This is a genomic window from Pelomonas sp. V22 (assembly GCF_030014915.1).
In the GTDB taxonomy this organism is placed as follows: domain Bacteria; phylum Pseudomonadota; class Gammaproteobacteria; order Burkholderiales; family Burkholderiaceae_C; genus JAUASW01.
This window is the reverse complement of record NZ_JAGIXS010000006.1, coordinates 257,793-284,610: the sequence shown is the minus strand read 5'-3', so window position 1 is coordinate 284,610 and position 26,818 is coordinate 257,793. Positions and strand designations below refer to the sequence as shown.

The following is a 26,818-nucleotide window of genomic DNA, read 5'->3' as shown; positions in this document are numbered from 1 at the left end:
GAGAGCGGCCCGAGAAAAACCCGCTCAGGCGGGTTTTTTCTTGCCAGGCTTCTTGTCGGCGCTGGCCAGCAAGTTGTCCAGCTCCTTCTGAACCTCGCCCTCGATCGTGGACTTGAAGGCGCCGAGCAGGAAGCCGAGCTTGGCGGTCAGCTCGAAGTGGTCGGCCGCCACGGTCAGCTCGCCCTTGACGCCGGAGCGGGTGAACTCGACGGTGTCGCTGGTCTTGCCTTCCAGTACCGTGCATTCCATGTCGAACTTGGCCTCGACCTGCTCGGCCCAGGCCCAGGCGATTTCGCGGGCCTTGGCCAGGCCCAGGCTGTGGTCGCGGTGGATGTGGATGTCGGCCATCTGAATGCTCTCCTTGTGGCGGCTATTGTGATGCGGCCAGCGCGGCACGCCGCTCGGCCTTGGGCAAGGCCGCCAGCCGCTGCGCCTCGGCATGGAAGCGCGGCCAGTCGTCGCCCAGGCGATGGAACAGCGCCTCGAAGGCCGGCACCAGCTCGTCGTAGGCCGACATGATGGCGAAGCTCGCATTGTTGGCCTCGGCAAACCAGCGGTCGTAGCGGGCGTCGCCGCCCCACTGCTCACGCTTCATCAGCTGATAGTCGGCGCGCAGTGCGGCGTAGATCGCGGCCTTGCGCTCGCGCTTGTCGGTGCCGGCATCGCCGTACAGCGACTGCAGCTGGTCGCGGTAGCCGCCGACCAGCTTGCGGAACTGCGCTCGCTGCACCTGCCCGAGCGCATCGCGGGCCTGCTCCTCAGGGCTCGCATGCTGGCGCAGCCACTGCGCGCCGCCGAGCCGCTCCACGGCCGTGGCATAGGCCTCGTTGAAGCCGGTGTCGTCGCTCGCATAGGCCACCTGGTGCGACAGCTCATGGAAGACCATGCGCGCCAGCTCGCCTTCCGGATATCCGATGAAGGTGTTGAGCAGCGGGTCACCGCCCAGCACGCGGCCCCAGCCCAGCGTCGAGTAGGCCGGCACACCGTAGACCATGGTCTCCAGGCCCTCGGCCTTCAATTCAACGGCGAGCGCCTTGGCATCCGCCTCGGCGAAATAGCCGCGATAGCCGACGCAGCCCATGATGGGGAAGCACCAGGTCTTCAACTCCAGCGACAGCTCAGGCGTGCCCACAACGTTCCAGACCGCCGCCTTGCGGTGCAGGTCGGCATAGCGGCGGTAGCTGTTGTTGTCGGGCAGCTTCAGCTCGCTGACCGCGAAATCACGGATGCGCTGACTCAGCAGCAGGCGTTCGCGCAGCACCGGGGTCAGGTCTTGCTGTTGCAAGACCTCGTCCACCGGCTTGGCCGCGCCCACGAGGCGCAGGTGCCCGCCGAGCGACTGGCTCAGATAGCCGAGCTGGCCGCAACCGGCCAGTGGAAGCGCCAGCAGCAGCAGTAGCGACCGCCAGCGCCTCACGCCGGCGCCACCTCGACCAGGCAGTCGTAGAAGCTCGGCGCGCGGCCCATGTCGGTCAGGCCCTGGTGCGTCACCTCGTTCACATTGCTGCCACCGGCACCGAGCTTGCGCCACCAGACGCCGAGGCCGTTGACCACGCCAGGCCGGGCCCGGGCGCTGATGCTGGCCTTGCAGAGGTAGCTGCCGCGCTGGTTGAAGGCGCGCACCATGCTGCCATCGGCGATGCCGCGGGCAGCGGCGTCGGACTCATGCATCTCCAGCAGCGGCTCGCCCTCGATATCACGCAGGCTCTTCACATTGACGAAGCTCGAGTTGAGGAAGTTGCGCGCGGGCGGCGAGATCATGGCCAGCGGATAGCGCGCCGCCAGTTCGGGGCTGGAAGCGCGGCTCTCGTAGTTGGGCACGAAATCGGCGCCGGCCGCCTGCGCCTTGCCATTGGTGGTGCGGAAGCCCCCATCGGCAAACGGCGCCTCGGGCAGTGGCAGGTCCTGCCAGCCCTGCTCGCGCAAGGCCTCGAAGTCGATGGCCGAGGTGAAGGCCTGGCGAGCCAGTTGCTCATCCGTCTCCGCAAAACAAGGCTCGTCGAAGCCCATGCGGCGTGCCAGCTCGCGGAAAAACTCGGTGTTGGGTCGGGCCTCGCCCACCGGCGCAACAGCCGGCTCATTGATCAGCACCGAGGTATGGCCGTAGCTGGTGTGCACATCCAGGTGCTCCAGCTGGGTGGTGGCCGGCAGCACGTAGTCGGCCAGGTCGGCCGTGTCGGTCATGAAGTGCTCCAGCACCACGGTGAACAGGTCCTCGCGCTGGAAGCCCTTCACCACCTTGGGCGACTCGGGCGCCACCGCCACCGGATTGCTGTTGTAGACGATCAGCGCCTCGACCTGGGGGCCGAACTCGGCCGAGCTCTCGCGCAGCAGCTCGTCGCCAATGGTCGACATATTGATCGTGCGCGGATTGCGGCCGGCCAGCAGCTCGGGCTTCTCCAGCGCAGCGATGTTCTTGAAGGGGGCCGCCCAGCCCGAGGCCGAGAGCAGCATGCCGCCCGCACGGGTCCGCCAGGCGCCCGTCAGGCAGGGCAGCAAGGCCACCAGGCGCACCGCATTGCCGCCGCCGCGCACGCGCTGCATGCCGTAGTTCAGACGGATGGCGGCGGGGCTGGTCGTGCCGTAGTCGCGGGCCAGGCCGCGCACCTCGTCGGCCGTGATGCCGCAAACCTCGGCCACGCGCTCGGGCGGCCATTGCAGGGCGCGCTCGCGCAGCTCGTCCCAGCCATCGACGTGTTCATCGATATAGGCGGGGTCCAACCAGCCGTTCTGGATCAGCTCATGCATCAGGCCGAGGGCCAGGGCACCGTCGGTGCCCGGCAGCAGGGCGATGTGCTGATGGCATTTGTCGGCCGTCTCCGTCTTGCGCGGGTCTATGCAGATCAGCTTGGCGCCAGCGCGCTTGGCCTGGTTGGCGTAGGTCCAGAAATGCAGGTTGGAGGCGATGGAGTTGCTGCCCCAGATCAGGATCAATTTCGCCTCGGCGAAGAAGCGCAGGTGCATGCCGAGGCGATGGCCGTAGGTGCGGTTCAGGCCTTCGGCGCCGGCCGAGGCGCAGATGGTGCGCTCCAGCTGCGAGGCGCCCAGCTTGTTGAAGAAGCGTGCGGCCATGCCCTCGCCCTGGATCAGGCCCATGGTGCCGGCATAGCTGTAGGGCAGGATGGCTTCGGGGTTGCGTGCAGCGATGGTCTTGAGCCTCGCGGCGATATCGTCCAGCGCCTCGTCCCAGCTGACCGGCTCGAAGCGCGGCGCCTCGGACTTGCCGCTGACGCGCTTCAGCGGGCGCAGGATGCGCTCGGGGTGGTAGGTGCGCTCCGGATAGCGCGAAACCTTGGTGCACAGCGCCCCGTGGGTGCTGGCATGCTCGGCCGCGCCCTGGACCTTGATGGCCCGGCCGTTCTCGACGGTGATCTTCAGGGCACAGGTGTCGGGGCAGTCATGGGGGCAGGCGCCCTTGACGATGCGGATGGCAGCGGCTGAATCTTGCATGGAGCGAACTATTGCACAGGGCGGAAAGCAGGCCGGACGTCAGGGCCAAGTCGGAACCCAGGCGCTTGCACTTCAGAGCAGACCCAGATCACCTCGGGATGTGAGTCGGAACTAAACTTGACCCTCCCCTCGGCTCCCCGCAGGACGCAATGAAGCTGATCGACTCCATCGTCGCCACCGCCCCGGAAATCCAGGCGCTGCGCCGCGACATCCATGCCCATCCCGAGCTGTGCTTCAAGGAGGAGCGCACCTCCGAGCTGATCGCCAAGACGCTGGAATCCTGGGGCATCCCGGTGCACCGGGGCCTTGGCACCACCGGCGTGGTCGGCATCATCAAGAACGGCACGTCGAACCGCGCGGTGGGCCTGCGCGCCGACATCGACGCCCTGCCGATGACCGAGCACAACAAGTTCCCGCACGCCAGCACCTTCCCCGGCAAGATGCACGCCTGTGGCCACGATGGCCACACGGCCATGCTGCTTGCGGCCGCCAAGCACCTGGCCCAGCACCGCAATTTCGACGGCACGGTCTACCTGGTGTTCCAGCCGGCTGAAGAAGGCGGCGGCGGTGCCCGCGAGATGATCAAGGACGGCCTGTTCAAGCTGTTCCCCATGGAAGCCATCTTCGGCGCCCACAACTGGCCCGGCATGCCGGCCGGCGCCTTTGCCCTGAAGAGCGGACCGGTCTTTGCCTCCAGCAACGAATTCAAGATCACGCTGCGCGGCAAGGGTGCCCATGGCGCCATGCCGCACCTGGGCATTGACCCGGTGCCGGTGGCCTGCCAACTGGTGCAGGGCTTCCAGACCATCATCAGCCGCAACAAGAAGCCGCTGGACGCGGGCGTGATCTCGGTGACGATGATCCATGCCGGCGAGGCCACCAACGTGGTGCCGGAGAGCTGCGAGCTGCAGGGCACGGTGCGCACCTTCACGCTGGAGCTGCTGGACCTGATCGAGCAGCGCATGAAGACCATGACCGAGGCCACGGCGGCGGCCTTCGAGTGCTCGGTGGACTTCGAGTTCCGCCGCAACTACCCGCCCACGATCAACCATCCGGCCGAGACCGAGTTCGCCCGCCGCGTGCTGACCGAGATGGTCGGGGCCGAGCAGGTGCAGGAGTTCGAGCCGACGATGGGCGCCGAAGACTTCAGCTACTTCCTGCTCGAGAAGCCCGGCTGCTATTTCCTGATTGGCAATGGCGACGGCACGCACCGCCACGGCGGCCATGGACTCGGCCCCTGCACCCTGCACAACCCCAGCTACGATTTCAACGACGAGCTGATCCCGCTCGGCGGCTCCATGTGGGTGCGCCTGGTGGAATCGTGGCTGAAATGATGGAGCCCCTCGTCCAAGGCGTACCTTGGCCGGTCCCCCGAGGGGACGGCGATGCTTGCCGGATTGACTGCCAAGCACATCGCCATACCGGGCCGGCTTGGGAGCGGCCCTGCGCTCGGCCCGAAAAACACATGCGAACGCTATGACCATCGACAAAACCCAAGTCCAGGCCGACATCATCGCCTGGCTCGAGAAGGCCGTGATCGGCCTCAACCTCTGCCCGTTCGCAAAGAGCGTGCATGTGAACCAGCGGATCCGCTACGTGGTCAGCGAAGCCAGCGAGCCCGAGGCCCTGCTGAAGGAGCTGGCCCACGAGCTGCTGGCGCTGAACCGCGCCGACCCGGAGGAGATCGAGACCACGCTCGTGATCCATCCTGGCGTGCTGCAGGACTTCCTCGATTTCAACGACTTCATAGGCGCAGCCGATGCGCTGGTCGAAGACCTGGAGCTCGACGGCCAGTTGCAGATCGCGAGTTTCCATCCGCAGTTCCAATTCGACGGCACCGAGCTGGACGACATCACCAACTACACGAACCGCTCGCCCTATCCCACGCTGCACCTGCTGCGCGAGAGCAGCATCGAGCGGGCGACCGAGACCATGGCCGACACCGACGCCATCTTCGAGGCCAATATCGCGACGCTGGAGAAACTGGGGCTGGCCGGCTGGCTGGCGCTGGGGCTGCGGGCCTGAGGTCGCTAGGCCCTGGCGTCGCCCGGCGTCCGGGTCAGGCCCAGGCGGGTCTCGCGGAGATGCTTGGTGTTGGACTCCAGGCCCACAGCGGACTGGTTGATTTCGCTGATGAGCGCTGCGTTTTCTTCCAGCAGCTTGCACAGCCTGGCCTCATCGCTTGCCCGGCTGGCATCGATCAGCCCTTGCACCAGTTCGTTGAGCCCTGCCGGCACCCGTTTGTCCGTGCGTCGATTCCCCAGATGCTGGTGGGCCACCAGAGCCGCGAAGGTCAGCGGGATGAGCAGACTCACCCACAGGAGCCGCTTCGCGGTCTCACTCTCGCCCATCATCGCGAGCAAGCCAGGCACCTCGGCAGGCCTGACATCCACGACGCCAACCATGCCAGTCTGGTAGACGGAGAACCCCAGCCTCGCCGTCCGGGGTGGTGGCACCGCAAGTCCCGCCTCGCCCTCAAGCCGGACCTCGATCGTTGCGTCGATGCCCAGGGTCCGCGCCTGGGACTGAAGCTGGTTCAGCCGCCTTTGAACCTTCTCCCGACGCGATTGCGCGGCTCCAGGCTCAGTCACCGGACGGAGCAAGATCAGCTCGTTGATTGCTTCCGCCTGCTCCCGCAGCAATCGCGCCTGCACTTGGGCGGTTCGGTCCAGCCTTCGCTCCGCGACCTCGGCGTCGGCCACCAAACCGCCTGCCGCGACGATCAGCAAGACCACTTCCAGCAGGCCGGCAATTGCCAGCCCTTGCTTGAGCGACAGCTTCACCATCATCCCTCCCAGGACGCCGTTTGATTGCAGGCGATCATAGGAGCAGCCAGCGCCTGCTGGCCACGCGGTTGACCCCGACTACGGCCGTGACTTTCCCGGCCTCAGCCCGGGTCTTCGCCGAATTTCCTGACGAAGGCCTCGACGAAATGGGCGGCAGCGCTCAACGTCAGCGTGACCGTACGCCAGCCCCCAGCCTCTTCCTGCACCAGCAGCTCATGGTCCCAAGCCATGCCCTCTTCGACGGGGCCATGCTGGCCAGGGAACTCCCGCCAGGCCCAGTCCAGCACCTGCTGCGCCTCGGCCATCACGGCGGCATGGCTGTCGGCGCGCGTGGAGGCCATCGCGTCCAGCGTCAGCACGCCGTCGTCGCCCTCGCTGAGTTCGAAGTGCAGGTACTGCATGGCGCGATGCGTCAGACCAGGGCCCCGTCCTCGCGCCGCGAACGGCCGAGGTACCAGGTCACGCCGGTGCCGAGCGCGATGCCGAGCAAGGCCAGCGGCGCGAAGCCGAGCTTGGATTGCAGGCAGTAGGCCAGGCCAGCCCAGCTGAAGGTACTAAGCGCCTCCAGCATGCCGACGGCGCCGTGGCCCTTCATGCGCGTCTTCATGTCGGCGCGCTTGCCCTGGCGCGGGTACCAGATCTGGCCCATGCCCACGGAGAGCGTGCTGCCGGCCAGGCAGCACACAAAGATCAGGCTGATCAGCAGGCCCTGATTCGCCACATAGAACAGCATCGGCGACACCAGCAGCCAGACGGGAATCAGGGCCGCCAGCAGCTTGTACCAGCGCAGCCGCGTCAGCGAGGCCGGGGCGGTACCCAGCAGTTCGGGCGCCTCCTCGGCCGCCACGGTGATCCAGACCATGCCGCCGGCCAGCGAGGCGGCCAGCCAGACCACGGCCGGTACCAGCATGAAGGCCATGCGGCCGTCGCCGCGAAGGGCCAAGGCCAGCGCTGGGATCAGGTAGAGCACCTGCAAGAGCGTCTGCGTGATCAGCTGCGGGTCGCGCAGGATCAGGCGCCATTCCTTGCTCAGCACCGTGCGGAACAGGCCGCCCTTGAAGCGCGTGCTGCCGGCGCGCGGTGCGGCGGCGCCGCGCTGCGCGCTGCCGCTGACCGACTCCTGCGTACCGGCCAGGAAGCGCTGATGCGCGAGGTTCACCACCGCCCAGAAGGCGCCCACACCCACCAGCACCACTGCCAGCAAAGGCAGCGGCTCGCCGCGCAAGGCGCGGGCCGGCAGCCAGATCAGGCTGTCTTCCGACAGCGGCCCGCCCGGCGCCAGCCAGCCCATCAGCACCGCGTTCCAGTGCTTGCGCTGTGCGTCACCCAGCAGGTTGTGCGCCTGCGAAGCCAGGAACATGGCGGCGCCCACCAGGCTGCCCATCACCTGGGCCACCGTCCGGGCGCGGCGCGCTCCGAGCCAGCGCACCAGCAGCAGCGTCAGCCAGATGCCGAGCGCCGTGACGCCGAGCGCCAGCGACAGCAGGGTCGGGTAGATGGCCAGCAGATGGGCGTGGCCAGTGAACAGGCCGACATGGGCCAGCGGCGCGAGCAGGAACAGGTACAGGCCGACCGCGCTGATCGCGATGCCCAGGCCGCGGGCGATGAAGACGCTGCGCGTGGGCAGCGGCGAGGCCAGCAGCAGGTCCAGGTCGCCGCGGTCGAACAAGGCCGTCACCGACTGCAGGATGGCCTGGGACAGCATCAGGCTGATGACCACCCAGGCCGCGCCGCCCAGCGCGAACAGCACCCAGGCCGGTGCCTCGCCCTGCGGCCATTTCGAGAGCAGGCCATAGGCGCCCATGTGCACGGCAAGACCCAGCAGCAAGAGCAGCAAGAGCAGCAGGCGGATGCCCTTGCCCCCCACGCCGCGCCAGGCGAGGCGCAGCTCATGATGGATCAACCACAGCGCCGAGCCGGGGTGCCCTTTGAGGAACCCGCTCATGCGGCGCTCGCCGTCAGCTGCAGGAACACTTCCTCCAACGTCGCGCCGGGACCACCCGCTGCGGCGGCATGGCCGCGCAACTCGTCCAGCGTGCCCTCGGCAATGATGCGGCCGCGCTGGATGATGCTGATGCGCTGGGCCAGCCGCTCGGCCACTTCCAGGATGTGGGTGGTCAACACCACCGACTTGCCTTGCGCCACGCGCTCCAGCAGCAGGTCCTTGACCTGGCGGGCGGCGGCAGCGTCGAGGCCGGTCAGTGGTTCGTCGAGGATCAGCAGCTGCGGATCGTGGATCAGCGCGCCCGCGAGGGCCAGCTTCTGGCGCATGCCGCGCGAGAAGCCCTCGACCAGCTCGCCCGTGTGCTTCCACAGGTCCAGCCAGCGCAGCAGCTCCTCGGCACGCGGTGCGGCCACGCCGGGATCAATGCCCCACAAGCCGGCCACAAACTCCAGGTATTCCAGCGGACGCAGCTTGCCGTAGAGCAGCGGATCGTCCGGCAGAAAGGCCAGCACCCGCTTGGCCGCCACCGGGTCCGCCGTGATGTCGTGGCCAAGGATGCGGGCCGTGCCGGCATCGGGCTTCAAGAGGCCGGCCACCATGCGCAGCGTGGTGGTCTTGCCCGCACCGTTGGGCCCCAGCAGCGCATGGAACTCGCCCCGCGGGATGCTGAGGTTCAGCCCGTCAACGGCCGGCTTGCCGCCGAACTGTTTGACCAGACCAGCGATTTCCAGCGCGGCGGTGGCGTTTGTGTTCATCTTGGAGAGATCCGAATGGTGATCAAGTTGCGCGGCACTATATCGAGACCACCGCGGCCTCAGCCCTGGTGTGTCGCCGCCTCCTGCTCACGGCGGCCGGCGGTCCACCACAGCAGCAGCGCGCAAGCGAGGCCAGCGAGGCTGCACAGGCCGAAGAACGCCATCATGGCCTCGTAGCCGGCCGGGTTCTGCGCGCTGGCGCCGGCCCGGTCGTTCAACCAGCCAGCGAGGAAGTTGGCGCCGCCTATGCCGGCGTTCTGCGCCACCCACATCAGGCCGATGGCCGTGCCGAAGCGGTTGGGCTTGACCAGCTTGCTGGTCAGCGGCCACATCACGGCCGGCACCAGCGAGAAGCTGACGCCGATCAGCACGGTGGACCACCACAGGCTCCAGTGCGTCAGCGCCATCACCGCCATGGCAATCGGCAGCAGCAGCGCACCAAAGGCCAGGAACGGTGCATAGCGCCCCACACGGCCGCACAGCCAGCCAAAGGCCGGCGTGGCGAACACGGCAGCGAGGAAGACATAGCTGTTCATCTCGCCGGCCGTGGCCAGGTCCAGGCCATGCACATGCTGGAAGTACTTGATCGAGAAGGTGCTGCGGAAGGCCATGATCACCGAGTACCAGAGCACGCACAGCAGCAGCAAATACCAGTAGGCCTTGCCGAAATGCAGCAGGTCGCGCCAGGCAAAGCCCTCGTCAGCCTTGCTGGACGCAATGCCCTGGGCCGCGCGCTCGCGCGCCGGTGCCCGGTCTATCCACCAATAGACCAGGGCCGCGAGGAAGGACGACGCGGCGAAGACCGTGGCGATCAGCAGCGGCGGCTGCCAGCCCTCCGCATAGGAGCTGGCGAACCAGGTCGGCGACATGTCGGCCGAGTAGGAACCGAGGCGCCCGACCGACAGCGTGAGCCCGATGGCAAAGGCCAGGTGGCGGCCCGACAGATAGTCGGCCACCGCCACCAGGGTGGCGATGCTGAAGGTCTCGGCGCCAATGCCGAACAGCAAGCGGCCGGCCGCCATGCCGGTGAAGCTTGGGCTCAGCGCCGTCAACGCCGCGCCGGCCAGGCAGATGGCGCCGGTCCAGAGCGTCATGCGCGCGGCGCCAAAGCGGTCCACCAGCACACCGCCGACCAGGATCAGCACGATGTTCGGCAGGTTGTAGATCGCGTTCAGCAGGCCGACCTGGGTGTCGCTGAAACCGCGCTGCTGCTGCAAGAGATCGGCCACCGGGCCAACCGAGTCGTAGACGTAGTAGTTGCCGTAGAGCGCGGCCGCCACCAGCAGGCAAACCAGCCAGGCAAGGGCGCGGCTGGGAGTCTTGGCTGTCATGGAAAGATCCTTCTAGAAACTGCGCGCATTGTGCGGCGGCAGCATCGGCATCAAGCAAAATGCCCGGCACGAAAGCAACAAGATCCAGGAGACCCCGTGCGCCTGCCGTCCTCCCACCTCCCCCGCCGCGCCCTGCGCCTCTCGCTGCTGGCCACGGCCGTCGCCGTGCTCGGCGCTTGTGCCGCCCTGCCCTTCATGCCTGACCGCAATGCCCGGGCGCCGCAGCTCGACGGCTTTGGCCATGTGGGCATGGCCTCGGGCAGCCAGGTGCCAGCAGCCCAGGCGCTGTTCGAGCAGGGCATGGCCCAGGCCTATGGCTTCAACGAGGTGGAAGCGGTACGCGCCTTCAAGGCCGCGCTGGCCCAGGATGCCGATTGCGCGCTGTGCGCCTGGGGCGTGGCCTGGCAGCTGGGCCCCAACATCAACAACAGCCAGCGCGGCGATCTCTCCGAGGCGCTGCGCTACGTGGACTACGCGCTCAAGCACAGCAGCCAATCCACACTGCGCGACCGCGCGCTGATCGAATCGCTGGCCCTGCGCTATGCCCATGGCAGCGAAGCCCGCAACATAGCGCCGCTGCAGGCCAATGTCTGCGGCACCGGCAGCAAGGGGGGTGAGAAGGCAGACCCGCTGGACGTGGCCTATGCCGAGCGGATGCGCGCCTTGGTCGAGCGCTTCCCGAATGATCCCGACCTGATGAGCTTCTACGCCGAGGCCGAGATGATCGCCACCCGCGACGACTGGTGGGACCGCCAGACCGGCAAGCCCGGCGGCCGCATGGGCGAGGTGGCCGACAAGCTCGAAGCCGCGCTGAAGCTGCAGCCGCAGCACACCGGCCTCAACCACTACATGATCCATTCGGTCGACGCGCTGCAGGTGGCCTCGCGCGCTGAAGCCGCTGCCGACCGCTTGGGTGCGCTCGCGCCCAAGTCGCCGCATCTGCTGCACATGCCGGCCCACACCTATGTGCAGATCGGCCGCTATGCCGACGCCACGCGCGTCAACCAGCAGGCCCTGGCCGCCGACGAAAGCATGATGGCCAATCTCAAGGCGCAGAACTTCAGCGTCACCAAGGACTGGCGTGGCCACAACGGCCATTTCCAGTGGTACGGCGCGCTGATGGAAGGCCGCGGCGAGCTGGCCCTGGCCACGGCCCGCAATGCCGCCAAATGGGCCACCGGCGACCATGAATACGGCGAGTACGTGCGCAGCCTGCCTTCGCTGACCCTCCTGCGCCTGCAGCGCTGGGACGAGCTGCTGAAGGAGCCCCTGCCCAAGGGCGAGCGCGGGATTGCCAGCGTGCTCGGCGAGATGGCCCAAGGCATCGCCGAAGCGCGCAGCGGCAAGGCCGATCAGGCCGAGGCCCGCCTGCAGCGCTTGGACACCAGCGCCGACGCGCTGCTCAAGAAGCACACCGGCAGCGACTACATCCCCAAGATGATCCGCAGCATCGCGCTCACTGCCAAGGCACAGCTGCGGGCCGAGCTGGCATTGGCCGGGCAGAAAGCCGATGAGGCGCTGACCAGCCAGGCCGCAGCCGTGAAGGCCGCCTACGACGCCGATGGCACCGAGCCACCCATGCTGGCCGCCGGCACGCGTTTGTCACTCGGCCAGATGCAGCTGAAGCTGCAGCGCTATGCCGAGGCGGAACAAAGCTTCCGCGCCGACCTGGTGGAGCATCCCAAGAGCGGCTGGGCCCTGCAGGGCCTCATGCAGGCGCTGAAGGCCCAGGGCAAGCCGGTGGACACGGTGCAGGCCGAGCTGCAGAAGAGCTGGGCGCTGGCGGATGCCGGCCTGCGCGCGGCCCGCTGACGCTTACTTGAACTCCACCCGCGCCAGCGCGCCGGCCGCGCCGCTGGCCCAGGCCTTAGTCTGACCGGGCGCAAAGCTCAGCGTGTCAAAGCCCGCCATGCCAGCGGGCAGTGGCACGGGGTGCCAGGTCTTGCCATCGTCGTCCGAGCGGTCCGCACCCTGCGGGCCCACGGCGATCAGCGTGCGCTCGCGGCCCGGCAGGTACTTCACCACCGAACGGAAGCCGGACAGACCCTTGGCGCCCGTCACCAGGGTCCAAGTCTTGCCACCATCGCTGGTGATGGCGGCGTTGTCCACGGCTGCCTGCTCCTGCTTGTAGTCGCCACCGACGATCACGCCATGCAGCGCATCGCGGAACGTGATCGAGAAGATGCCGGCCGAAGGGCCGGCCGCCAGCGGCGTCTCAACCACGCTCCAGCTCTTGCCCCCATCGGCCGTGTGCAGCACCCGGCTCTTGTTGCCAGCATTGGTGGCGATCCAGGCCCGCCCTTGGCCGGCCACGGCGATATTGGAGCCGCTGGCCGCGTAGGCGCCCTCGCCCGGCAAGGCCGGCGGCAGGGCTGAATCGGGCACGGCGGCCCAGGTCTTGCCGCCGTTGTCGGTGCGCAGGATCTGGAAGCGACCGTCGACCGAATCGCCCACCACCAGGCCATGGTCCGCATCCCAGAACGTCATCGCATCGAGAAAGCCCTTGGGCTCCTGGTTGACGTGCTGCAGCAGCCAGCTCGCACCAGCGTCGACGGTCTTGTAGATGCGCGAGGCCGTGCCCGGGCCGATGCTGAGCGCGTAGGCCGTGCGCCCGTCGATGGCGTCGATGTCGCGGAAGTCCAGCTTGTCGGCATCCGCCGGCGGCGTGAGGCGCAACCAGCTGGCGCCGCCATCCGCCGTGCGAAGCAGCGAGTTGTCAGCACCGCTGGCCCAGGCCACCTGGGCACTGGCCGCACTGATGCCGCGCAGCCGGGCGGCCACGCCGCTGGCTTGCGGCGTCCAGTTCGCAGGCTGCGCCAGGGCAGCGCCGCACAGCGCGAGGAGAAGCAAAGGCTTGAGGGTCTTCATGGGCCCGCAGTATCCACGCTGGGCACGCTCGGCACGCGCGAGCGCTGCACGTCGCGCATCAAGCGGTTCACCACGAGGCGCATCACATGGAAGCCGAGCTTGGGGTTCTGGTAGTAGAGCTTGGCCATGGCCTCGCTGGAGAGGCTGAACAGCACGCAGTCGGTTTCACAGCGCAGGCTCAGCGTGCGCTGGTGCTCGTCGGTGAACAGGCCGATCTCGCCGACCAGGGCGCCGGGCTCGAGCGGCTCGTCGATCTCGAGCAGGCGCAGCCGGCCGCTCTCCAGGTACAGCATCTCTTCGGCATGATCGCCCTGGCTCCAGAGCAGCGCGCCGGCCTTGGCCGTGCGCCGCGTCATGTGCGGCAGCAGCCATTCGGAGACCGGCGTGTCGTCCTTGGCGTTCTTGATGGCGCGCACCAGGCGCTGGATCTGCAGCGTTTTCTTGATGTTGATCGGTATCAGCGCCGCGTAGAGGATCAGCGTCGGTATCGCGGCGCTCAGGTACCCGTAGAGCACCAGGCACAGGCAGGCGACCAGGGCCACCAGGCGCAGCGGCAGCATGCTCTTCATCAGGTAGCTGGTGACCATCAGCGCCGCGCCGATGAAGCCGAAGACGTAGGCGATCTGCAGGGTCGTGCTCATGAAGTCCGCGAAGCAAGTCCTGAGCCGACTGTAGAGAAGCGGTGTGACAAAGCCAGCGTGCGAACCCGAACTAGGCGACAGCAAAGACCTCGACCGATTGCGTCTTGCCCTTCAGCTGCATGGCGCCGAGCGGCTCGACCTCGAAGCCCGCGCCCAGATGCTCACGCGTCGCACCATCGATGAGCACGGCCCGCTGCGCCCCCTTGGTGCAGGCCTCCAGCCGGGCCGCGCGGTTGACCGTGTCGCCCACGCAGGTATAGGTCGCGCGGTCCTGCGTGCCGGTGTAGCCGGCCACCACCTCGCCGCTGGCGATGCCCACGCCGACGCGGATCTCGGGCCCACCAGCGGCCCGCTGGTCCAGGCTGAACTGGGCCGCCATCTCCACCATCTCGAGGCCGGCGCGCACTGCGCACTTGGCATGACCCTCCAGCGGCTGCGGCGCACCGAAGATGGCCATCAGGCCATCGCCGATGATCTGGTTGACCACGCCGCCATGGCTGCCGATGGCGTCGAACATCAGCGTGTAATAGGTGTTGAGCAGCTCGATCACCTCCTCGGGCGGCAGCGCCTCGGTGAGCGTGGTGAAGCCGCGGATGTCGCAGAACAGCACCGAGGCCGGCACCAGATGCCCGCCGAGCGCAAAGCCCGAGCGCTGCACGTCCTGGGCCACGGCGCTGGTGGCAAAGCGCCGCACCAGCTCGCGCTGCTGGTCGCGCAGGCGCTTCTTCTCGAAGCTGGCGGCGATGCGCGCGCGCAGCAGCACCGGGTTGACCGGCTTGTGCAGATAGTCTTCGGCGCCGAGCTCGATGCAGCGCACCACATTGGCCAGGCCGTCGAGGCCCGAGGTCACGATCACCGGCAGCTCGCGCAGCTCGGGGTCGGCCGTCAGCTGCTCCAGCACCTGGAAGCCGTTCATGCCGGGCATCTCGATGTCGAGCAGCATCAGGTCGAAGCGCTGCTCGCGCAGCGAGTTGAGAGCCTGCAGCCCGTCGTCCACCGAGCGCACCGCATGGCCCAGTTGCTCGACCTGGCGGGCCAGCAGCAACCGGTTCACGCGGTTGTCCTCGACCAAGAGGATCTGCGCCGCATGGTTCGCGTCAGCCATGGCAGAGCTCCTGCAGCCGCGCCGCCGCCTGCTGGAACAGCTGCTCCAGCCGCTCTATCGACGCGAGGCCCACCTCGGGCAGCGGCGCCAGCTCCAGGCTGCGGGCCTGGGCGGCGAAGCCCAGCGCACCGAAGGTGTTGCCGTTGGACTTGAGCGAATGAGCGGCACGCCGGAAGTTGTCGGCCTCGCCCGCCGCATGGGCGCTGCGCAGCTGGGCCAGCAGCTGCGGCGCCTCGTCGAGGAAGGTGTCGACCAGCTCGACCACGAAGTCGGCACCGGTATTGGCTTGCAAGTCGCCGAACACCTCGAGGTCGATGGCGGTACTGCTGTCGCTCATCTCAGGCTCCTTCTCACTCACAACGCGTTCCGCATCTCGGTGCGCATCAGGGCGGAGACCAGGGCCTCGACCCGGATCGGCTTGGTCACGTAGTCGTCCATGCCGGCCGCCAAACACATCTCGCGATCCCCCTGCATGGCATTGGCCGTCATCGCCACGATGCGCGGCCGCTCGCCATTGCGCCAGCGTTCGTTGATGCGGCGGCTGGCCTCGAGGCCATCCATCTCGGGCATCTGCACGTCCATCAGCACCAGGTCATAGGGCTGGCGGGCCACGCATTCGATGGCCTCCAGGCCGTTGCTGGCCACGTCGGCGCGGTAGCCCATCTGCGAGAGCAGGCGCAGGGCCAGCTTCTGGTTCACCGCGTTGTCTTCGGCCAGCAGGATGCGCAGCGGATGGCGCTCGGCCAATTGCGGGTCGATCTGCGACTTGGCGGGCTGCGCGGACGGCCGGGCCGTGGCACGGTCCAGCGCCAGCATGGTCACCAGGGTGTCGTGCAGCTGGCTCTGGCGCAGCGGCTTGGCCAGGTAGGCGCCGAAAAGGCCTTCGGTGTCCCCCGCCTCGCGCCGGCCCAGCGAGCTGAACAGCACCAGGGGCAGCTTGCGTGCAAGCTTGCGCAGGCGCCGCGCCAGCTCGAGACCATCCATCTGCGGCATGTGCATGTCAATCACCGCCAGCTCGAATTGCTCGCCGCCGCCCACCCAGGCGATGGCGGTCTCGGGCAGCTCGGTGTCGCGCACCACCATGCCCCAGCGCTGGGCCTGCAGCGTGAGGATGCGGCGGTTGGTGGCGTTGTCGTCGACCACCAGCATGCGGTGGCCCAGCAGGTCGGGCTGGGCGCCGATGAAGTCGCGCCGGCCCTCGCGCGGCAGCTCGGCCAGCGGCGCCTGGATGGTGAAGCAGAAGGTCGAGCCCTGGCCCGGGCCCGCGCTCTCCACCCACATGCGGCCACCCATCAACTCGGCGAGCCGCTTGCTGATGGCGAGGCCGAGGCCCGTGCCGCCGTACTTGCGCGTGGTGCTGGCATCGGCCTGGCTGAACTTCTGGAACAAGCGGCCCATGGCTTCGGGGCTGAGGCCGATGCCGGTGTCGCGCACGCTGAAGAGCAACTGCACGCCCGAGCCCTTGGCTTGTGCCGACAGCGTCAGCACCACCTCGCCCGCCTCGGTGAACTTGACCGCGTTGGACAGCAGGTTCAGGAGGATCTGGCGCAGCCGCGTCACGTCGCCCGAGACGGCAGCCGGCACCTCGCCCTCGAACTGGTAAGCCAGGTCGATGTGCTTCTCGGCCACGCGACTGCTGACCAGGTCCAGCGCCGATTCCACGCAGTCGCGCAGGTCGAAGGCCTGGGCCTCGATGTCCATGCGGCCGGCCTCGATCTTCGAGAAGTCGAGGATGTCGTTGATGATGCTCAGCAGCGCATCGCCCGAATCGCGGATCGTCGCGGCGAAGTCGCGCTGCTCTTCGTTCAGCGGCGTGTCCAGCAAGAGGCCGCTCATGCCGATGACGGCATTCATCGGCGTGCGGATCTCGTGGCTCATGGTGGCAAGGAAGGCGCTCTTGGCCTCGTTCGCCCCCTCGGCCGCCGCCCGCGCCTCCTGCGCATCGGCAAACAGCCGGGCATTGCGCAGGGCCACGCCCACATTGGCCGCGATGGTGGAGAGCAGGCGCTGGTCGGCTTGGTCGAACACGCCTTCGCGCTCGGTGTTCTGCACGCTGATCACGCCCTCGGCATGGCCCTCCACCATCACCGGCACGCCGAGGTAGCTGCGCGTCTGGCGGCCCATGCGCACCGTGCCCAGCGCCTCAGCCTGGCGGTCGATGTCGGAGTTGATGATCAGGGCCTCGCCGGTCTCGATGATGCGGCTGGTCAGGCCCTCGCCCAGCGGCCGCGACTGGATCACGTCGCCGTACTGGTAGGGGAAATTGATCATGCCGGTGTTGCGGTCCAAGAGGGCCACATAGGCCAGGTCGGCCTTGAAGAGCTGGCGGCTCTGCTCGCCCACCAGTTCGATCAGCGCAGCGAGGTCCAGCTTGCCGGCCAGCTGCTGCGAGACGGTGTTGACCGTGTCCAGCTCGGCCGCGCGCTGCTGGCTCTCTGCGAACAGCTGGGCGTTGCGCATGGCCACCGAGGCCGCCATCGACAAGCCGGCCAGGAACTCCAGCTCGTGCGGCCGGAAGGGTTGGCCGCCATTGCGCCACACCACCATGGCGCCACGCACCGTTTCGCCGGCCAGCAAGGGGGCGACCATCAGGCGCTCGTTGTCCTCCTTGTCGGTGCCGGCGATCTGCACCGCGCGTGCATCGGCATTGGCATCGTTGACGAACTCGGCCTGGCCGCTCGCGATCACACTGCCGATGATGCCGACACCGGTCTGCACATCCATCTGCAGGATCTGCTCGGCCACCTCGCCCTGGGCGGCAATGGCGCGGTAGCCGGCCGCCTCGCTGTCGTCGGTGGGCAGGAAGACCGCGCTGTAGTCGCCGCCCAGCAGCTCGCGGGCATGGCGCGAGATGCGGTCCATGACGACCACCAGGTCCAGCGTCGAGGAGATGTCGCGGCCCACCTCGGCCAGGGCCGCGCTCTCGCGGGTGCGGCGCTGGTTGTCGGCGAACAGGCGGGCGGTCTCGAGCGCGAGGCTCATGCTGCTGGAGAGCGTCTGCAAGAGCCGCACCTCGGCCTCGCTGAAGGCGTTCTCGCGGTCCAGGTTCTGCAGCGAGATCACGCCGATCACGCGGCCGCCCTGGATCATGGGCACCCACAGCGAGGCCTTGGGCGCCTCGCCGGCCAGCGAGGCCGGCTGGCCATAGGCCTTCAGCGACCGTGCCATGCCGGTGTTGATGACCAGGGTCTGGCCGCTGTCCATCACATGCTTGCGAAATCCCACCACCTCCTTGAAGGGCGCGAGGTCCAGGCGCTGGCCGCGCTCGATGGCATAGGGGTGGTGCAGCAGGCGCGTCTGCTGGTCGAGCAGCGAGATCACCACCACCTGTGCATCGAAGATCTCGCGGATCTTCTCGCCGATCAGGTCGTGGATGCCCTGCACGTCCATCTTGGCGACGAGGCCGGCCTGCACGCTGTTGATGATGGCCAGCTCGCTGTTGCGCTGCTCGGTTTCGCTCAGGAGGCGCTGGGTCTCGGCAAACAGGCGTGCGCTCTCCAGCGCCAGGCTCATGCCGTTGGCCAGGGTCTGCAAGAGGCGCAGGTCGGCCTCGCCGAAGGCGTTCTCGCGATCCAGGTTCTGCAGCGAGATCACGCCGATGGCCTGTCCGGCCTGGAGCATGGGCACCCACAGCGAGGAGCATGCTGCCTCGCCGGCGATCGCCTTGGGGTTGCCGTACTGCAGGTCCAGCGCATCCGTGTGCATGGGGATCAGCAGCGGTTCGCTCGAAGCCATCACATAGCGCCGGAATCCGATCAAGGGCGTGGGTTCGATCTCGAAGCGCTGGCCGCGCTCTATCAGGTAGACATGGCGCAGCTGCTTGGCGTCCGCCTCGTACAAGCCGATATCCACCACCTGGGCATCGAAGATGTCGCGGATCTTGTCGCCTATCAGGTCGTAGATGCCCTGCATGTCCAGCTTGGCGACGAGGCCCGACTGCACGCTGTTGATGATGGCCAACTCGCTGTTGCGCTGCTCGGTTTCGGCCAGCAGGCGCTGGGTCTGATCGAACAGGCGCGCGTTCTCCAGCGCCACGCTCATGCTGTTGGACAGCGTCTGCAAGAGGCGCACGTCAGCCTCGCTGAAGGCGTGCTCGCGGTCCAGGTTCTGCAGCGAGATCACGCCGATCGCGCGACCGGACTGCACCATGGGTACCCACAGGGTGGCCTTGGGCGACTCGCCCTCAATCACCGGCGGGTTGCCGTAGCGGGCCGAGTGCTCCTCCGTATCCTGATTGACGAGCAAGCTCTCGCCGGTCTCCATCACATGCTTTCGATAGCCGAAAGGCGCCTGCGGCGGCGTACGGTGGCGCCGGCCCCGCTCTATCGTGTAGGCATGGACCAGCAGGCCGCTCTCGCTGTCCTGAATCGTGATGTCGACCACCTGGGCATCGAAGATGTCTCGGATCTTGTCGCCCACCAGGTCGTAGATGCCCTGCATGTCCATCTTGGCCACGAGGCCGGCCTGCACGCTGTTGATGATGGCCAGCTCGCTGTTGCGCTGCTCGGTCTCGGCCAGCAGGCGCTGGGCCTGGTCGAACAGGCGGGCGTTCTCCAGCGCCACGCTCATGCTGTTGGACAGGGTCTCGAGCAGGCGCTGGTCCGACTCGCTGAAGGCCTGCTCGCGGTCCATGTTCTGCAGCGAGATCACGCCCACGGCGCGGCCGCCCTGCAGCATGGGCACCCACAGCGTGGACTGAGGCACATCGCCGGCGATGGCGCGCGGGTTGCCGTACTTCTCGAAGGCGGCTTCCATGCCCTCCTTGATCAGCAGGCTGCGGCCGGTGGCGAGCACGTGGCGGCGGAAGCCGATCACCGGGATAGGCGGCAGCTGCAGGCGCTCGCCGCGCTCGATGATGTAGGCCACCTCCAGCATCTCGCCCGCAGCGTCCAGCAAGGTGATGTTGACGCCCTGGGCATCGAAGATGTCGCGGATCTTGTCGCCGATCAGCTCATAGATGCCCTGCATGTCCAGCTTGGCCACGAGGCCGGCCTGCACGCTGTTGATGATGGCCAGCTCGCTGTTGCGCTGCTCGGTCTCGGCCAGCAGGCGCTGGCTCTGATCGAACAGGCGGGCGTTCTCCAGCGCCACGCCCATGCTGTTGGACAGGGTCTCGAGCAGGCGCACATCGGCGTCGCTGAACGCATGTTCGCGGTCCACGTTCTGCAGCGAGATCACGCCGATCACGCGCGCGCCGGCCGACATGGGCACGAAGACCGCCGACTTCGGCATCTCGCCCGTCAACCGCACCGGGTTGCCAAAGCGGCGCGCCGCCTCCAGCGAGTTCTCGGCGATCAGCAGGCTGCGGCCGGTGTCGGCCACATGCTTGCGAAAGCCCACCAGCGGCGTGGGCGGGATGTGCTGGCGCTCGCCGCGTTCGATCAGGTAGCGGTGCTGGATCTGCCGCTCCACCGTGTCCACCGTGGTGATGCTGACGATCTGGGCATCGAAGATGTCGCGGATCTTCTCGCCTATCAGCTCGTAGATGCCCTCGATGTCGAGCTTGGCCGCGAGGCCGGCCTGCACGCTGTTGATGATGGCCAGCTCGCTGTTGCGCTGCTCGGTCTCGGCCAGCAGGTGCTGGGTCTGGTCGAACAGGCGGGCGCTTTGCAGGGCCGCGCTCATCGCCCCGGCCACCGTCTGCAGCAGGCGCACGTCGGAATCGCTGAAGGCGTTCTCGCGCTGCATGTCGGTCAGCACGATCAGGCCCAGCACCTCGTTGCCCGACAGCAGTGGCATGTAGACGCCCGACCGCTCCTGCTGCGTGCCCGGCAGCAGGGTGCTGCCATAGGCCTTGGCCGTGGTCTCCAGGTCCTTGTTGATCACCACCGGCTGGCGGCTGCGCATCACATGGGCATTGATGCCCGTGTCGCGCAAGGGCCGCGCCGGCACCTTGACGCGCTGGCCCATCTCGTGCGTGTACGGATAGCTCATCAGGCCGGCCTGGCGGTCGACGATGCGGATGGCCACCTCGGCCTGCGGAAAGATCTCGCGCAGCTTGTCGCCGACCGCGTCGTAGATGCCCTGCATGTCCAGCCGTGCCGCCAGCGCCTGCTGCACGCTGCTGACCACGGCCAGCTCTGCAGCACGCTGCTCGGCCTCGCGGAACAGGCGCTGGGTTTCGTCGAACAGGCGCGCGTTCTGCAGGGCCGCCCCCATCGCGCCAGCCATGGTCTGCAGCAGGCGCACGTCGGCCTGGCTGAATGCCTTTTCCTGGTCGCAGTCGAACAGGCTCAGCAGCCCGCGCACCTGCCCTCCCCAGTGCAAAGGCACCCAGACGGCTGACTTCTCGTCCGAGCTGGTGCCCGGCAGCGGTGGCGCGCCCAGGCGCCGGCAGGACTCGTCGAAGTTCTCGTTGATCAGCAGCGGCTGGCCGGTATTGACCACATGGGCCGTGATGCCGTGCAGCGGCTGGGGATCGACGCGCAAGCGCTCGCCCTTCTCGATCAGGTAGGGAAACTCGACCTTGCCCGTGCTCGGGTTGAGGATGCGGATGTTGACGTCGCGGCCTTGAAAGATCTCCCGCACCTTGTCGCCCACGGCGTCGTAGATGCCCTGCAGGCTCAGCTCGGCGGCCAGCGCCTGCTGCACGCTGTTGACCACGGCCAGTTCGGCGGCGCGCTGCTCGCTCTCGCGGTACAGGCGCTGGGTCTCGGCCATCAGCCCCGCGTTGTGCAGCGCTGCGCCCATGCTATTGGCCAGGGTCTGCAGCAGTTGGACATCCGGTTCGCGGAACGCATCCTCGCGGTCCAGGTTCTGCAGCGACAGCACGCCGATGCGCTGAGCGCCGACCGTCATGGGCACGAACAGCACCGAACGCGGCATCTCGCCGACCAGCACCGGATTGCCATAGCGCTTTGCAGCGGCCTCGGCATCGCGGTTGATCAGCAGCGGCTGACCCGTTTCCAGCACATGCTTGCGGAAGCCATAGGGCGGTCGCGGCGCGGAAGGGGTCAGCCGCCGGCCGCGCTCGCGCAGGTACTTGCTGGCCAGCAAGCCGGTGGACGGCTCGATCAGGCCAAAGCTGACGACCTGGGCGTCGAAGATCTTGTGCACCGTGTCGCCGACCAGGTCGTAGATCTGCTCGATGCTCAGTTCGGCTGCCAGCGCCTGCTGCACGCTGCCGATGACCGACAACTCGGCCGCGCGCTGGTCCGACTCGGTCTGGGCCCGCTCCGTCACGCGGGCCCGCAGCAGCGCCTCGCAGGCTCCATCGGCGAAGCGCGCAAGCAGGGCCAGGTCGTCCTTCTCATAGCGGCCGATGCGGCCCTCGATGTCGGCATAGAGCAGGCCGACCAGGCTGCGCTCATGCAGCATGGGTGCCAGCAGGCAACTGCGTTGCTCGCGCGGCGGCACGCCGTCCGGCCCGTGCCGCAGGCGCGGCTTGCGGGTGCGCAGGCCCTCGTCGAGCCAGGCGCTGATCGCCTGCTGGACCGCCGTCGTGCGTTCGCCGCGGGGCACGCGGCCCGCCGCCAGCTGCAGGCCCTCGTCGCCCATCAGCAGGACCAGGCTGCGACGCGGCGCCAGCAGGCGCTGCAGCGCCTCGTCGATCAAGCCCGGCAGCTCGGCTGCGGAGCCCGCTCGGTACAGCGCCAGTTGGGCCTGCAGCAGATCCTGTTCAGTTGCCATCACGCACCTCCCCGCGCCAGCGGGTTTGCTCCAGCGCCTGCACCAGGGCCTCGACCCGGATCGGCTTGGTGATGTAGTCGTCCATGCCGGCGGCGAGGCATTCCTCGCGGTCGCCCTGCATGGCATTGGCCGTCATCGCGACGATGCGGGGTCGGTCGCCATCGCCCCAGCGCGTGGTAATGCGGCGGCTGGCCTCCAGGCCATCCATCTCCGGCATCTGCACGTCCATCAGGATCAGGTCATAGGCCTGGCGCTCCACGCTCTCCACCGCTTCCAGGCCATTGCCGGCCACGTCGGCGCGGTAGCCCATCTGCGAGAGCAGGCGCAGCGCCAGCTTCTGGTTCACGGCGTTGTCCTCGGCGAGCAGGATGCGCAGCGGATGGCGCGAGGCCAGCTGGGCATCGACGGCCGCCGGGCGGGGCTGGGCCGCGCGGGCCGGCAGGCGTTCCAGCGCCAGCAGGTTGACGAGCGTGTCGTGCAGCTGGCTTTGCCGCAAGGGCTTGGCCAGGTAGGCGGCGAACAGGCCCTCGGTGTCGCCCGCCTCGCGCCGGCCGAGCGAGCTGAACAGCACCAGGGGCAGCTTGGGCGAGTGCTCGCGCAGGCGCCGCGCCAGCGCGAGGCCGTCCATGCCGGGCATGTGCATGTCGACGATGGCGAGGTCGAAGTTCTCGCCCGCCGCCACCCATTGCAAGGCCTCCTCGGGCACACCGGTGGAACGCGGCAGCATGCCCCAGCGCTCGGTCTGCAGGCTGAGGATGCGGCGGTTCGTGCCGTTGTCGTCGACGATCAGGAGCCGGTGGTCCTTCAGGCCCGGCTGCTGGCCGAGGAACTCGCGGCGGCCTTCCGCCGGCCGCTCGGCCACCGGCGCCTTGATCGTGAAGCGGAACACCGAGCCACAGCCCGCGCCCGAGCTCTCGACCCCCATCGTGCCGCCCATCAGCTCCACGAGGCGCTTGCTGATGGCGAGGCCGAGGCCCGTGCCGCCGTACTTGCGCGTGGTGCTGGCATCGGCCTGGCTGAATTTCTGGAACAGGCGGCCCATGGCCTCGGGGCTGAGGCCGATGCCGGTATCGCGCACGGCAAAGGCAAGGTGGGCTTCCTTGCCCTCCAGCGTGGCGCTGATGCTCAGCACCACTTCGCCGGACTCGGTGAACTTGACCGCGTTGGACAGCAGGTTCAGGAGCACCTGGCGCAGCCGCGTCACATCGCCCTGGACGGCGGCCGGCAACTCGCCCTCGAACACGTAGGCGAGGTCCAGGTGCTTGTCGGCGGCGCGGCTGCTGACCAGGTCCAGCGCCGACTCCACGCAGTCGCGCAGGTCGAAGGGCTGGGCCTCGATGTCCATGCGGCCGGCCTCGATCTTCGAGAAGTCGAGGATGTCGTTGATGATGGTCAAGAGCGAATCGCCGCTGTCGCGGATGGTGGCGGCGTAGTCGCGCTGTTCCTCGCTCAAGGCCGTGTCCAGCAAGAGGCCGCTCATGCCGATCACGGCATTCATCGGCGTGCGGATCTCGTGGCTCATGGTCGCCAGGAAGGCGCTCTTGGCCTCGTTCGCACCTTCGGCCGCCGCCCGGGCCTCGCGCGCTTCCGCAAACAGCTGGGCATTGCGTATGGCCACGCTGACGCCGGCCGCCAGCGTGGCCAGCAGGCTCTGGTCGGCGGCCGTGAAGCGGCCCTTCTGCCGGGTGCTCTGCACGCTGATCACGCCGATGGCCCGGCCCTCGACGAAGACCGGCACGCCGAGGTAGGAGGCCGTCTGCGCGCCCACCTGGGTGGCGCCCAGGGCATCGGCCGCCCCGTCCACGTCTTCGTTGAGCAGCAAGGCCTGGCCGGTCTCGATGATCTTGCCGGTCAGGCCTTCGCCGGGCTGCAGCGGCGAGAACTCGTCGCCGTGGGTGTAGGGGAAGCGGACCAGGCCGGCCGCTTCGTCGAGCAGGGCCACGTAGACGATGTCGGCGGCGAAGGTCTCGCGCAGCTTCTCGCCCACGGTCTGGATCAGCTCGTCCAGGTCGATCTTGCTCGAGAGCGCCTGGCCCAGCGCATTGACCGTGGCCAGCTCGTTGGCGCGCTGCTCGGTCTGCTGGAATAGGCGCGCGCCTTCCAGCGCCACGCTGAGGCTGCCGGCCAGCGTGGAGAGCAGGCGCAGGTCGCTGTCGCTGAAGGCGTGCTCGCGGTCCACGTTGTCCAGGCCGATCACCGCCACCACGCGCCCGCCCTGCAGCACCGGCATGCGCAAGAGGCTCAGGCTGACCTCGGTGCCGGGAATGATGGTGCGCTGTATGCCCAGGGCCGCCAGCGTTTCGCTCAGCTTCTCGTTGATCAGGAGCGGCTGCGGGTGGCGCAGCACATGCCAGAGCAGGGGCGAGATTTCGCCGTCCGGCACCTCGAGCCGCTGGCCGCGCTCATGCATGTAGGCAAAGTGCCGCGTGCCCGCCTCGGCATCGACCACGGCGATGCTGATCGCCTGGCTGTCGAACAGCTGACGCAGCTTCTCGCCCACCAGCTCGAAGATGGAGCGCGCATCGAGCTTGTCACCGAGGCCCTGCTGCACGTCGGCGATGACGGCCAGCTCGGCCGCGCGGGCATCGGTTTCCTTCAGGAGGCGCTGGGTCTCGTCGAACAGGCGGGCGCTCTCCAGCGCCACGCCCATCGAGGAGGCGATGGTCTGCAGCAGGCGCAGCTCGGCGTCTGCATAGGCGTGCTCCTTCAGATGGTTCTCGAGCCCCAGCAAGCCCAGCACGCGGTCGCTGGCCACGATGGGCACGTAGACGACCGACTTGGCGCGGTCGGTGCCCGGCATCACACCGGTCTCCAGGTCCTGCATCGGCGTGCTGCGCAGATAGGGCTGGCGGCTGCGGGAGATGCGGTCCCACATGCCGTTGGGGATGGGCCGGGCCGGCGCGATCTGCAGCCGCTGGCCGTGCTCGATCTCGTAGAGGCAGTGCAGCAGGCCGCTGGGCTCGTCGAACCAGCGGATCGCGATGTCCTCGCTGCCCAGCACGCGGCGCAGTGTCTCCCCCACCAGGTCGACGATGCCTTGGAAATCCAGCGAGCCCGCAATGCCCTGCTGGATGCTGTTGATCACCGCCAGCTCGGCATTGCGCTGCTCGGTTTCCTTCAAGAGGCGCTGGGTTTCATCGAACAGGCGCGCGTTCTCCAGCGCCACGCTCATGCTGTTGGCCAGGGTCTGCAGCAGCCGCAGATCGGCCTCGCCGAACGCATGCTCGCGGTCCAGGTTCTGCAGCGAGATCACGCCCTTGGCCTGGTCGCCCACGACCATGGGCACGAACAGGCTGGACCGGGCGGTTTCGCCGGCAATGACATTGGGGTTGTCGTACTGCTGGTTGACCGATTCGGAATGGACCGGGACCAGAATGGGATCGCGAGCCTCCATCACGTGCTTGCGGAAGCCGCGCACCACCATGGGCTCGTCCGGGAAGCGCTGGCCGCGCTCGATGATGTAGGGAAAGTGCAGCAGCCCTGCTGCCGGGTCGAGCAGGCCGATGTCGACCACCTGGGCATCGAAGATGTCGCGGATCTTGTCGCCCACCAGGTCGTAGATGGCCTGCATGTCCATCTTGGCGACGAGGCCCGCCTGCACGCTGTTGATGATGGCCAGTTCGGCATTGCGTTGCTCGGTCTCGCGCAAGAGGCGCTGGGTTTCATCGAACGAGCGGGCGCCCAGCAAGGCCACGCCCATGCTCGCGGCCACGGTGGACAGCAGGCGCACCTCGGCCTCGCCGAAGGCGTATTCCCGCTCGTGGTTCTCCATCACGATGGAGCCGAGCAGGCGGTCCTTGCCCAGGATGGGCACTCGAAGAACGGACTTGGCCTGATCGGTGCCGGCGATGGCGCCCTGGCCGGCGGCGACCTGCTCGGCCACCGTGTTGAGGACCACGGGCGCGCTCAACGCGGTCAGGGCCACCCAGCGCTCGGCGCTTGGCTGCGACACCGGGAAATGCTGCCGTTGGCCATGCTCAAGCTCGTAGAGGTAGTGCACCGCATGGCGATCGTGGTCGAGCCAGCGGATGCCGATGTCCTCGCTGCCCAGCACCTGGCGCAGCTTCTCGCCCACCAGCTCCACGATGCCGAGGAAGTCCAGCGAGCCGGCGATGCCCTGCTGGATGCTGCTGATCACCGAGAGCTCGGCATCGCGGCGGGCCAGCTGCGCTTGCGTGGCCTGAAGCTGCGCCGCAAGCCCGGCCACCTGGGCGGTCGGGTCTGGATCGTCGGAAGCAAGGTTCTGGTTCGATCCCGGCATGGACTCAACAACGTCTTCGGTCGCAGCCAACGGGCCCGCGCGGCACG

General features: G+C 68.0%; 17 protein-coding genes. 3 read left to right on the top strand and 14 right to left on the bottom strand.

All coding sequences use genetic code 11. The features are described 5' to 3' along the window. Nucleotides 1-24: 24 nt before the first annotated feature. The 3 genes from J7U46_RS18880 to J7U46_RS18870 are packed head-to-tail and all read right to left on the bottom strand — an operon-like array spanning nt 25 to nt 3,450. Complete coding sequence (locus J7U46_RS18880; protein WP_282828617.1) at nt 25-348, bottom strand: polyhydroxyalkanoic acid system family protein; 324 nt, start codon at nt 346-348, stop codon at nt 25-27. Nucleotides 349-370: 22 nt separating this feature from the next. After that, a complete protein-coding gene (locus J7U46_RS18875; RefSeq protein WP_282828614.1) occupies nt 371-1,417 on the bottom strand; it encodes an aminopeptidase in 1,047 nt (348 codons plus the stop codon). After that, nucleotides 1,414-3,450 (bottom strand): molybdopterin oxidoreductase family protein, encoded by a 2,037-nt coding sequence (locus J7U46_RS18870; RefSeq protein ID WP_282828612.1) that lies wholly within the window; start codon nt 3,448-3,450, stop codon nt 1,414-1,416. Before J7U46_RS18870 ends, J7U46_RS18875 begins: the two co-directional genes overlap by 4 nt. A gap of 149 nt (nt 3,451-3,599) precedes the next feature. Between J7U46_RS18870 and J7U46_RS18865 the strand changes: the two genes are divergently transcribed. After that, entirely contained in the window at nt 3,600-4,784 is a 1,185-nt protein-coding gene (locus tag J7U46_RS18865) for a M20 aminoacylase family protein (protein WP_282828610.1), read from the top strand. Nucleotides 4,785-4,926: 142 nt separating this feature from the next. Next, on the top strand, nt 4,927-5,475 hold the full coding sequence (locus J7U46_RS18860; protein ID WP_282828607.1) for a DUF1415 domain-containing protein: 549 nt from the start codon (nt 4,927-4,929) through the stop codon (nt 5,473-5,475). 5 nt (nt 5,476-5,480) lie between these two features. Here the strand turns inward: J7U46_RS18860 and J7U46_RS18855 are convergent, their stop codons facing one another. From J7U46_RS18855 to J7U46_RS18835, 5 genes are all read right to left on the bottom strand, one after another. Further along, on the bottom strand, nt 5,481-6,239 hold the full coding sequence (locus tag J7U46_RS18855) for a hypothetical protein (protein ID WP_282828605.1): 759 nt from the start codon (nt 6,237-6,239) through the stop codon (nt 5,481-5,483). Nucleotides 6,240-6,337: 98 nt separating this feature from the next. Continuing rightward, nucleotides 6,338-6,637 carry a hypothetical protein gene (locus tag J7U46_RS18850; RefSeq protein WP_282828603.1) on the bottom strand — a complete coding sequence of 100 codons (300 nt, stop codon included), beginning with the start codon at nt 6,635-6,637 and terminating at the stop codon, nt 6,338-6,340. Between the two features lie 11 nt (nt 6,638-6,648). Continuing rightward, a complete protein-coding gene (locus J7U46_RS18845; protein ID WP_282828601.1) occupies nt 6,649-8,181 on the bottom strand; it encodes a hypothetical protein in 1,533 nt (510 codons plus the stop codon). Continuing rightward, complete coding sequence (locus J7U46_RS18840; RefSeq protein ID WP_282828599.1) at nt 8,178-8,936, bottom strand: ABC transporter ATP-binding protein; 759 nt, start codon at nt 8,934-8,936, stop codon at nt 8,178-8,180. Before J7U46_RS18840 ends, J7U46_RS18845 begins: the two co-directional genes overlap by 4 nt. 59 nt (nt 8,937-8,995) lie before the next feature. Continuing rightward, complete coding sequence (locus J7U46_RS18835; RefSeq protein ID WP_282828597.1) at nt 8,996-10,267, bottom strand: MFS transporter; 1,272 nt, start codon at nt 10,265-10,267, stop codon at nt 8,996-8,998. Between the two features lie 96 nt (nt 10,268-10,363). On the opposite strand from J7U46_RS18835, the gene J7U46_RS18830 reads away from it, so the two are divergent. After that, nucleotides 10,364-12,079, top strand: a complete 1,716-nt coding sequence (locus J7U46_RS18830) for a hypothetical protein (RefSeq protein WP_282828595.1) — start codon at nt 10,364-10,366, stop codon at nt 12,077-12,079. A gap of 3 nt (nt 12,080-12,082) precedes the next feature. On the opposite strand, the gene J7U46_RS18825 is transcribed toward J7U46_RS18830, so the two are convergent. The 6 genes from J7U46_RS18825 to J7U46_RS18800 all read right to left on the bottom strand — a co-directional run bounded on the left by J7U46_RS18825 (nt 12,083) and on the right by J7U46_RS18800 (nt 26,771). Further along, nucleotides 12,083-13,135: a YCF48-related protein gene (locus J7U46_RS18825; RefSeq protein WP_282828593.1), complete on the bottom strand. Its 1,053-nt coding sequence runs from the start codon at nt 13,133-13,135 to the stop codon at nt 12,083-12,085. Then, nucleotides 13,132-13,776: a cyclic nucleotide-binding domain-containing protein gene (locus tag J7U46_RS18820; RefSeq protein ID WP_282828591.1), complete on the bottom strand. Its 645-nt coding sequence runs from the start codon at nt 13,774-13,776 to the stop codon at nt 13,132-13,134. Before J7U46_RS18820 ends, J7U46_RS18825 begins: the two co-directional genes overlap by 4 nt. A 70-nt stretch (nt 13,777-13,846) precedes the next feature. Next, a complete protein-coding gene (locus J7U46_RS18815) occupies nt 13,847-14,881 on the bottom strand; it encodes an adenylate/guanylate cyclase domain-containing protein (RefSeq protein ID WP_282828589.1) in 1,035 nt (344 codons plus the stop codon). Further along, the gene (locus J7U46_RS18810) at nt 14,874-15,218 is read right to left on the bottom strand and encodes an Hpt domain-containing protein (protein ID WP_282828588.1); all 345 of its coding nucleotides are present in this window, start codon (nt 15,216-15,218) and stop codon (nt 14,874-14,876) included. Before J7U46_RS18810 ends, J7U46_RS18815 begins: the two co-directional genes overlap by 8 nt. A gap of 17 nt (nt 15,219-15,235) precedes the next feature. Next, on the bottom strand, nt 15,236-22,510 hold the full coding sequence (locus J7U46_RS18805; protein WP_282828586.1) for a GAF domain-containing protein: 7,275 nt from the start codon (nt 22,508-22,510) through the stop codon (nt 15,236-15,238). Continuing rightward, the gene (locus J7U46_RS18800) at nt 22,500-26,771 is read right to left on the bottom strand and encodes a GAF domain-containing protein (RefSeq protein WP_282828584.1); all 4,272 of its coding nucleotides are present in this window, start codon (nt 26,769-26,771) and stop codon (nt 22,500-22,502) included. Before J7U46_RS18800 ends, J7U46_RS18805 begins: the two co-directional genes overlap by 11 nt. Nucleotides 26,772-26,818: the final 47 nt, after the last annotated feature.

Coding starts and splice junctions, on each gene's coding strand:
- J7U46_RS18880 (WP_282828617.1), bottom strand. CDS start 348: ATGGCCGACATCCACATCCACCGCGACCACAGCCTGGGCCTGGCCAAG.
- J7U46_RS18870 (WP_282828612.1), bottom strand. CDS start 3,450: ATGCAAGATTCAGCCGCTGCCATCCGCATCGTCAAGGGCGCCTGCCCC.
- J7U46_RS18865 (WP_282828610.1), top strand. CDS start 3,600: ATGAAGCTGATCGACTCCATCGTCGCCACCGCCCCGGAAATCCAGGCG.
- J7U46_RS18860 (WP_282828607.1), top strand. CDS start 4,927: ATGACCATCGACAAAACCCAAGTCCAGGCCGACATCATCGCCTGGCTC.
- J7U46_RS18855 (WP_282828605.1), bottom strand. CDS start 6,239: ATGATGGTGAAGCTGTCGCTCAAGCAAGGGCTGGCAATTGCCGGCCTG.
- J7U46_RS18850 (WP_282828603.1), bottom strand. CDS start 6,637: ATGCAGTACCTGCACTTCGAACTCAGCGAGGGCGACGACGGCGTGCTG.
- J7U46_RS18845 (WP_282828601.1), bottom strand. CDS start 8,181: ATGAGCGGGTTCCTCAAAGGGCACCCCGGCTCGGCGCTGTGGTTGATC.
- J7U46_RS18840 (WP_282828599.1), bottom strand. CDS start 8,936: ATGAACACAAACGCCACCGCCGCGCTGGAAATCGCTGGTCTGGTCAAA.
- J7U46_RS18835 (WP_282828597.1), bottom strand. CDS start 10,267: ATGACAGCCAAGACTCCCAGCCGCGCCCTTGCCTGGCTGGTTTGCCTG.
- J7U46_RS18825 (WP_282828593.1), bottom strand. CDS start 13,135: ATGAAGACCCTCAAGCCTTTGCTTCTCCTCGCGCTGTGCGGCGCTGCC.
- J7U46_RS18820 (WP_282828591.1), bottom strand. CDS start 13,776: ATGAGCACGACCCTGCAGATCGCCTACGTCTTCGGCTTCATCGGCGCG.
- J7U46_RS18815 (WP_282828589.1), bottom strand. CDS start 14,881: ATGGCTGACGCGAACCATGCGGCGCAGATCCTCTTGGTCGAGGACAAC.
- J7U46_RS18810 (WP_282828588.1), bottom strand. CDS start 15,218: ATGAGCGACAGCAGTACCGCCATCGACCTCGAGGTGTTCGGCGACTTG.
- J7U46_RS18805 (WP_282828586.1), bottom strand. CDS start 22,510: ATGGCAACTGAACAGGATCTGCTGCAGGCCCAACTGGCGCTGTACCGA.
- J7U46_RS18800 (WP_282828584.1), bottom strand. CDS start 26,771: ATGCCGGGATCGAACCAGAACCTTGCTTCCGACGATCCAGACCCGACC.